At 73.1% G+C, this 7,406-nt stretch carries 5 protein-coding genes and 1 pseudogene; all 6 read right to left on the bottom strand.

Annotated features, from left to right (window positions below):
* Positions 1 to 436 (bottom strand): annotated as a pseudogene (locus LLS1_RS13315) (hypothetical protein); the annotation flags it as partial.
* Complete coding sequence (locus LLS1_RS13310; RefSeq protein ID WP_226656192.1) at positions 433 to 1,245, bottom strand: PP2C family serine/threonine-protein phosphatase; 813 nt, start codon at positions 1,243 to 1,245, stop codon at positions 433 to 435. The pseudogene LLS1_RS13315 and the gene LLS1_RS13310, both read right to left, overlap by 4 nt.
* On the bottom strand, positions 1,242 to 2,483 hold the full coding sequence (locus tag LLS1_RS13305; protein WP_226656191.1) for a DUF5684 domain-containing protein: 1,242 nt from the start codon (positions 2,481 to 2,483) through the stop codon (positions 1,242 to 1,244). The genes LLS1_RS13310 and LLS1_RS13305 overlap by 4 nt, the downstream gene beginning before the upstream one ends.
* Positions 2,480 to 5,023 carry a transglutaminase domain-containing protein gene (locus LLS1_RS13300; protein WP_226656189.1) on the bottom strand — a complete coding sequence of 848 codons (2,544 nt, stop codon included), beginning with the start codon at positions 5,021 to 5,023 and terminating at the stop codon, positions 2,480 to 2,482. The genes LLS1_RS13305 and LLS1_RS13300 overlap by 4 nt, the downstream gene beginning before the upstream one ends.
* The gene (locus tag LLS1_RS13295) at positions 5,020 to 6,393 is read right to left on the bottom strand and encodes a DUF58 domain-containing protein (protein ID WP_226656187.1); all 1,374 of its coding nucleotides are present in this window, start codon (positions 6,391 to 6,393) and stop codon (positions 5,020 to 5,022) included. The genes LLS1_RS13300 and LLS1_RS13295 overlap by 4 nt, the downstream gene beginning before the upstream one ends.
* 5 nt (positions 6,394 to 6,398) lie before the next feature.
* Positions 6,399 to 7,364 (bottom strand): MoxR family ATPase, encoded by a 966-nt coding sequence (locus tag LLS1_RS13290; RefSeq protein ID WP_223359947.1) that lies wholly within the window; start codon positions 7,362 to 7,364, stop codon positions 6,399 to 6,401.
* Between the last annotated feature and the right edge of the window lie 42 nt (positions 7,365 to 7,406).

Genomic DNA, 7,406 nt, shown 5'->3' with positions numbered 1-7,406 from the left:
CCTCCGCAGCGACCTCCGGCTCCGCATCGGTACGACGGACGATCACCGTCTCATCCAGCTCCTCCGCAGCGACCTCCGGCTCCGCATCGGTACGACGGACGATCACCGTCTCATCCAGCTCCTCCGCAGCGGCCTCCGGCGCCGCCACCGGCTCCGCATCGGCACGACCGACGACCACCGTCTCATCCAGCTCCTCCGCAGCGGCCTCCGGCTCCGCATCGGGGCGGCGGACGATCACCGTCTCATCCAGCTCCTCCGCAGCGGCCTCCGACTCCGCATCGGTACGACGGACGATCACCGTCTCATCCAGCTCCTCCGCAGCGGCCTCCGGCGCCGCCACCGGCTCCGCATCGGCACGACGGACGATCACCGTCTCATCCAGCTCCTCACGCGGATCCTGCTTCGGCCCGCGGCCGCCCGTGTCTTCGCTCGTCATACCGGCACCGTGTCCCCGTCGTCCGTCCAGGCGTGGGATTCGCGGGTGTCGGCCGGTCCGTCGCCGCCGGGGTCACCGCCCGAGAGCACGTCGACGACCACCGCCGTGACGTTGTCTCGACCGCCCGCCCGGTTCGCCGCCTCCACGAGCGCAGCCGTGGTCGCCGCCGGGCGCCCGCCCGCCACGAGGATCTCGCGGAGCTGTTCGTCGCTGAGTTCGCCGTGGAGCCCGTCCGAGCAGACCAGGAGACGCTCGCCCGTCGTGACCGGCATCAGCCAGCTGTCGGCACGCGCGTCCACCGAGCCGAGCGCTCGGGTGATGACGTTCTTGTCCGGTGCGGTGCCGCGGTCCTCAGGGCGCAGCGTCCCCGCATCGACGCGCTCCTGTACCAGGGAGTGGTCGACCGTGAGCTGCTCCAGGTAGCCGCCGACGAGGCGGTAGACGCGCGAGTCGCCGACGTTGACGATGAGCCAGTGCGGCCGGCCGTCGTGGACCACGAGGATGACGCCCGTGAGCGTGCTGCCGGCACCCCGTTCCCGGGTCGCGGCGAGCGTCGAGACCCGGCGCGACGCCTCGTCGATCGCGGCCGAGACGCGCACCAGGTCGACGGGGCCTCCGGTGCAGAGCGTCTCGCGCAGGGCGGCCACGACGTGCGCGCTGGCCTGGGCTCCGGCCTCATGACCGCCCATACCGTCGGCGACGGCGAACACCGGCGGCACGGCGAGGAACGAGTCCTCGTTCGCGGCGCGCTTTCGACCGGTGTCGCTGCGGGCGTCGGAGCTCAGCTGGACGGACTGCGTCGCCGTCATCGGGACTCCTCGCGTTCGAGCCGCAGGCCGACGGACCCGAGCAGGAGCCTGCCGTTCAGCTCCGTCGACTCGCCGGAAGCGATGCGTCGCTCCCGGCCGTCCTGCTCGAGGAAGACGCCGTTGGTGGAATCGAGGTCGGCGACCGTCCAGCCGTCCCCCTGCCGGGTGAGGCAGGCGTGCTGCTTGGAGAGCGTGCGTGTCGTATCGGGCACGGCGAGGTACTGCACGCCCGGCTCGTCACCCGCGGGACGACGCCCGAGCACGACGACGTCCGCCTCCAGGGGGAACCGCACGCCATCATCGGTGACGAGGGACCAGGCGACCGCGACCGGGCGCTCGACGACGATCGTTTCGCCGGCCTCGTCGTCCTGTTCGAGGACCTCGCCCGGCTCCAGGATCGCGTGCTGCTCGACCGACTCGACCGGATCGACCGGCTGCGGCGGCTCAGTCGGCTCGACCGGCTGCAGCGGCTCAGGCGGCCCGTCCGGGAGGCTCTGCTCGAGGAACGGCGACCGGATGCTGTCGGAAGCCTCCGGCTCCGGCGCGGAGACCACAGGCGAAGCGATCGGCGCATCGAGGAAGGGGCTGCTGATCGGCGGCGGCTCGGGCGCAGAAACCGGCTCGGGCGCAGAAACCGGCTCGGGCGTCGGCACAGGTTCGGACGCCGGCGGCGAACCGGATGGCGCACGGGTGTCGGATTCCGCGATCGCCGTCGCGGCAGGCTCTGATGCCGCGACGGGCACAGGAGCCGGCGGCGCGACAGGGACGGGCGACACCGGCGATGGGGCCGCGGTCTGCGCGGGAGCGTCGGGCCGCACAGCCGCCTCGCGCCTCCCCGCTCCGCCCGACTGCGGAGCGCCGGCCGGCCGCGGGTCGCGCGTCGATGCCAGCACCGTCGCCCACACCGGAGGGAGGAGCACGGCCAGCACCGTCGCCCCTGCCCCGCGCCCGAACGTCGCGCTGATTCGGTGCGCCGCCATCCCGCGCAGCACAACGGCGTACAGACAGACGACCGGGATGAAGAAGAACACGACTCCCCAGGCCGGGCGGCCGCCGAGGCGGAGGATCTCGGCCTCGTTGAGCACCGGGACCCACGCGCGCCACGGCTCGATCCCCCGGCGGGCGAAGACGCGCGAGAGCGCCGCGGCATACCAGAGGAAGACGGCGAGCCCCACGATGACCGCGATCAGCGCGATCACGGCGGTGAGGACGAGCAGAGTGGCGGTCTTGTCGGTCATGCGCCCGCCTTCCGCGATCGGGGCGTCGCGAACGCGAGCCAGGACGACACGGGCCGCGGGCGGCCGAGTGCACGGACGAACGACGCCGGGTTGAGCGCGGCGAGCAGCGATCGGACGGGACCGTGCTCGGCCCGCAGACGCGCGCGCTCGGTGTCGACCAGCTCCCAGGCGCGGTCGGCCGCATCCCGGGTGGGCGGGTGCTCGGCGAAGACGGCGATATCGACGAGAGCCGCGAGCTCGACCGCCGTGGCGGAGTCCATCGCCGCCGCCGCGTCGCGCCGCGTTCCGGTGGAGGCGGCCTCCCCGATATCCGTCCGGGCGTCCATCAGCTCTGCCCACGCTCCGACGACGGCGACCTCCGGCACCGGAGCGCGGCGGCGACGACGGCGACGGATCCGCTTGGCGACGGGCACGACGAGGAACGGCAACGTCAGCAGCAGGAGCGTCGCGACGGCGAGCCCCACGATCGTGAGCACCCGCAGGAGGACGACCACCCACTCAGGCTGCTCGGTCACGACCGCGCGGGTCGCGTCGCGGTCGTCGTGCTGCGCCGCGGGCGGGAGCACCGTCCCGACCTGCGGCTGCTCGGGGACCGTGGGGTTCTTGGGAAGCTCGTGGTCGAGCGAGATCAGGGTCGGTGCCTTCGTGAACTGGGGCTCGACGTCGACCGTCGTCCAGTCGGCGGCTCCCGGGGCGCGCACCTCGATCCACGCCGCGAGATTCGCCCCCGTGCACTCGCCCGAGCAGTCGGGGATCCCGCCGGTCTCCCCTGCACCCATCCGCACGCCCACGACGACCCGCGACTCGTACCCGACCGCCCGCGCGAGCAGAGCCCCCGCGGCCGCGAACTGCTCGTCGTCGCCGACCCCCGCGACGAGCATGTCGGCACTGGAGGCGCTCCCGACCCGGTTCTGCTGCTCGAGGAGCTGACTGAACAGCTCCTCGACGCGCGCCGTCGAGTGGCCGGCGAAACTCGACTCGAACGGATAGGCGGACTGACGGCGCAAGGCGGAGATCCACGCCGATGCCTGATCGTCCTCGGCGAGGGAATGGCTGAGGTACCCGCGGTCGCGGAGCCGCTTCACGAGCTCCTCGAACCCGGCCGCAGTGCGTGGCTGCTGCTGCGCCTTCACCCAGGCGGCGAGCTGAGGATGCTGCGTGAGGTCGAGCAGGCTGCTGCTCCCCGGGTCGGCGAGCGCGACTTTCGGCGTCCCGGTCCCCTGAACCTGATAGCGGTCGCCGGCCCTCACACCGCGCGCCCCGTCCGGCTCGGGGGCGACATCGATGCCGGCGCCGGTCTGCTTGTCGAGGTAGAAGGCGTCGGCGAGGGCGGCCGCGCGGGAGCCGGAGAACGACGGCGCCGTGCGGGCGTCCGACGGCATCGGGAGCCAGATCCCCGAATAGCCCTCGCCGATGGTGACCGTGAGCGCACGTGCGGACGCGGCGGGCGAGCCGCCCGGCAGACGCGAGAAGCGCGCATCCCCGGAGACGAGGAAGTGCTCGCCGTCCCAGTCGTCGAGGGTCGCCATCCGCAGCCGGTCGATGCTCGCGTCGGCGCCCGACACCGTGAACATCACCCGGTCGTAGGCGTCCTTCTCGAACGAGGCGCGGTAGCGGCCGAGCGGAGTCGTCTGCTGCTGCACGACGAGGAGCGGCTCGGTGGCGGTGCGCAGCGTCTCCCGCGTGCTCACGCCCGCCAGCGCCGGCCCGGCGGTGAAACCGGCCACGAGGGCCACCACGATCAGCGCGGCCCCCAGCAGACGGCGGCGGACGGCCGCGGCGGTCGACGCCGAACCCTGGCGCACGACGCCGACGGTCCCGCGGGCGGCGGCGAGGGCGGCACGGCGACGCAGGCGGGACCGCAGCGAGAGCCAGAGGAGGGAGACGGCGACGAGGAGGAGGCCGAGCAGCACCTCCCGCGGAGCGTCGATCCGGATGCCCGCGACCAGCAGCGGCGCACCGGGATCAGTCGGCCCGAAGGCGATCCCGAACACGCCCATCACGAGCGTGACGGGGACGGCGACGGCCGCGCGGCGACCGGGCGACAGGGCGAGGCCGGCCGCGAGGGCGGCGCCGATGAGGAAGAGCGCGTAGACCGGGACGAGCACCGCCTGATACTGCCCGACGGGGAGGTCGAGGGTCAGGAGCTGCTTCCAGCCGAGGACGATTCCGGTGACCCCGTCCAGCAGCCCGCGGAGCACACCCGTCGGAGACGAGAGGGCCGCGGGCACGGCGAGCGGGACGACTCCGACCAGATAAGCACCCGCGACCGCGACGAGGTGGAGCCACAACGGCCACCGGAGCATCCGGGCGGCGATCGCGCTGCCCACGCCGACGACACCCGCGTAGGCGGCAACGCCTATCAGCAACGGTGTGCGGTAGATGGGCCACGCCAGAGCGCAGGCGAGCCCGAGCGCGACGAGCACGTACGCGCACGCCAGGACGGTCTGGGGCAGGTCGAGGCGCAGAGACGACGACCGCCGCGCTCGCGCCCGGCGTGCGGCCGCCCGCGCGCCGTCGAGGCCCGCCGGGGCGCTCACTGGAGAGCTCCGCGGGCGATGAGCTTGCCGAGGTCCTCGAGGGCGCCGACGGTGAGGATGCTGAGCGGGCCCAGACGGCGGAACGCCGGATCGGCGCCGAGGTCGCAGCGGACGCCGACGCACCGGGTGTCCGGACCGAAGGACACCGAGGCGGCGCGCAGCCGCCCGAGCGGAGTGTGCGCACCCGTCACGAGGAAGACGACCGAGAGGTCGGGATGCGACTGGGCCGTCAGCTTGGCGACGTCCTCCAGCCGACTCGCCCGCTCCGCCAGCTCGATCTCGGAGAAGCCGTCGAGCATGGTCGCGGCGTTGCGCGTCGGGAGGGTGCGGATGGTGACGACCTCGCCGCGCACGAGCTCCGGCCGTTCCGCGCTCGTCGTCACGACCAGGTCGCGGCCGTCGCGCACCGCCTGCAGGCTGAGCGAGGCGGCCACGCTGACGGCGAGCTCGAACTCGTCGTCGGACTCGTACTCCTCCTCCGCGGTGATGCCGATCGTGACCGCGATCCGCGAGTGCCTGGCCTCCTCGTACTGGCGGACCATCAGCCGGCCGGTCTTGGCCGTCGATTTCCAGTGCACGTGGCGGCGGGAGTCGCCGGGGACGTAATCCCGAATGGCGTGGAAGGCGAGGTCGGCGTCGACGATGGTGCTGGTCGGCAGCCCTTCGAGGTCGCGGATGAGCCCGGCACTGGTGCCAGGGATGACAGTGGTGACAGGGTGCACGTGAAGGGTGTGGACCTCCGGCCAGAGCGCCTCGCGCCGCAGCAGCCCGACCGGGTCGCCACGCGAGACCGACACCGGTCCGACGTCGATGACGCCGCGCCGCGCCGCCGCGATCGACAGGCGCTCGGTGTGCTCGGCACCCGCCGCGAGCAGGGGAACGTAGGCCTCGGCCAGGCCGGTCCCGATCGGGACGTCCACCCGGCCGGGGAGGGAGGTGCGAGCGCCCGCGTTGCGGACGACGAGGGATCCGGTCACGTCGTCCCCGGCGACCACGCGCTCCCGGTCGAGGGCGAGCTGCACGCGGTAGTCGTGGGAGCCCAGCAGGAAGGGCACGCAGACCACGACGAGCGCGGCGGCCGCGGAGGCGACGATCCAGCCGATGCTCCACCCCGCAACCCAGCCGGCGACGGCGCCGGCGACGAGCACGCACACGACGAGCCACCCCGGTGCGGTGACGGTCTCGGCCAGCCAGCGCGCCGCTCCGCGCAGCGCCGAGCCGACGGCCGCCGCAGCCGCACGGCCCCAGAAGACGCCGTCCTCGACGAGGCCGGTGCTGCTCCTCGTGACGCTGGTCACCGTCGACGCGCGCGTGCGCGTGCCGGTGACGGTGCGCGTCAGCCGTGAGGAGGTGTCGTCGAACTCGGTCATCCGGCTCAGGCCGCCCCGTTCTCCACGGGGGCCTCGACGTCGAGCAGGATCTGTCCGATCACGGCGTCCGGCGAGACGCCGTCGAACTCCGCGTCCGGGTTGAGCACGAGACGGTGCGCCAGCACCGGGAGGGCCAGGTCGCGCACGTCGTCGGGCGTGACGAAGCTGCGACCGTGCGCGACGGCCCAGGTCGAGGCGAGCCGCGCGAGGGCGAGTCCGCCGCGCACGCTCACGCCGAGCTTCACCTCGCTCGCCCGCCGGGTCGCCGCGATCAGGCGCATGATGTAGTCGAGCACCAGGGGGCTGCTGTAGACGCCGCCCACCAGATCGGACATCGTCACGATCAGCTGTGCATCCACGATCTCCGGGACCTCGCGGCGCGGGCGCATCGCCCCCTGGAGGATCCGCAGGGTGGAGGCGTCGTCCGGGTAGCCGATGGAGGCGCGGATCATGAAGCGGTCCAGCTGCGCCTCTGGGAGGCGGTAGGTGCCGGCCTGCTCGACCGGGTTCTGGGTGGCGATCACCACGAACGGGACACCGACCGGCCGCGTCACGCCGTCGACGGTGACACGCCCCTCCTCCATCACCTCCAGCAGCGCCGACTGTGTCTTCGGGCTGGCGCGGTTGATCTCGTCGGCGAGCACGACATTGGCGAAGATCGGTCCGGTGTGGAACTCGAACTCGCCGCGCTTCTGGTCGTAGACGGTGATGCCGGTCACGTCGCCCGGGAGCAGGTCGGGGGTGAACTGGATGCGCGTCGAGGTGCCGCGGATCGTCTGGCCGAGCGCCCGGGCGAGCGCCGTCTTGCCGGTGCCGGGGACGTCCTCGAGCAGCACGTGGCCCTCGCTCAGGAGGGTCGCGAAGACGAGCTCGACGATGTGCCGCTTGCCGAGCACGGCCTGCTCGACGTTGTCGACGAGCTGGGCGAACGTCGACTGGAACCAGGCGGTCTGTTCGGGGGTGATGGTCATGCGTCTTCCTCGGTCGTCGGTCGCGGGGATGGGCGGGTGCGG

The sequence above is a fragment of the Leifsonia sp. LS1 genome (assembly GCF_020521355.1).
In the GTDB taxonomy this organism is placed as follows: Bacteria; Actinomycetota; Actinomycetes; order Actinomycetales; family Microbacteriaceae; genus Leifsonia.
This window is presented reverse-complemented; position numbering and strand designations above follow the sequence as displayed.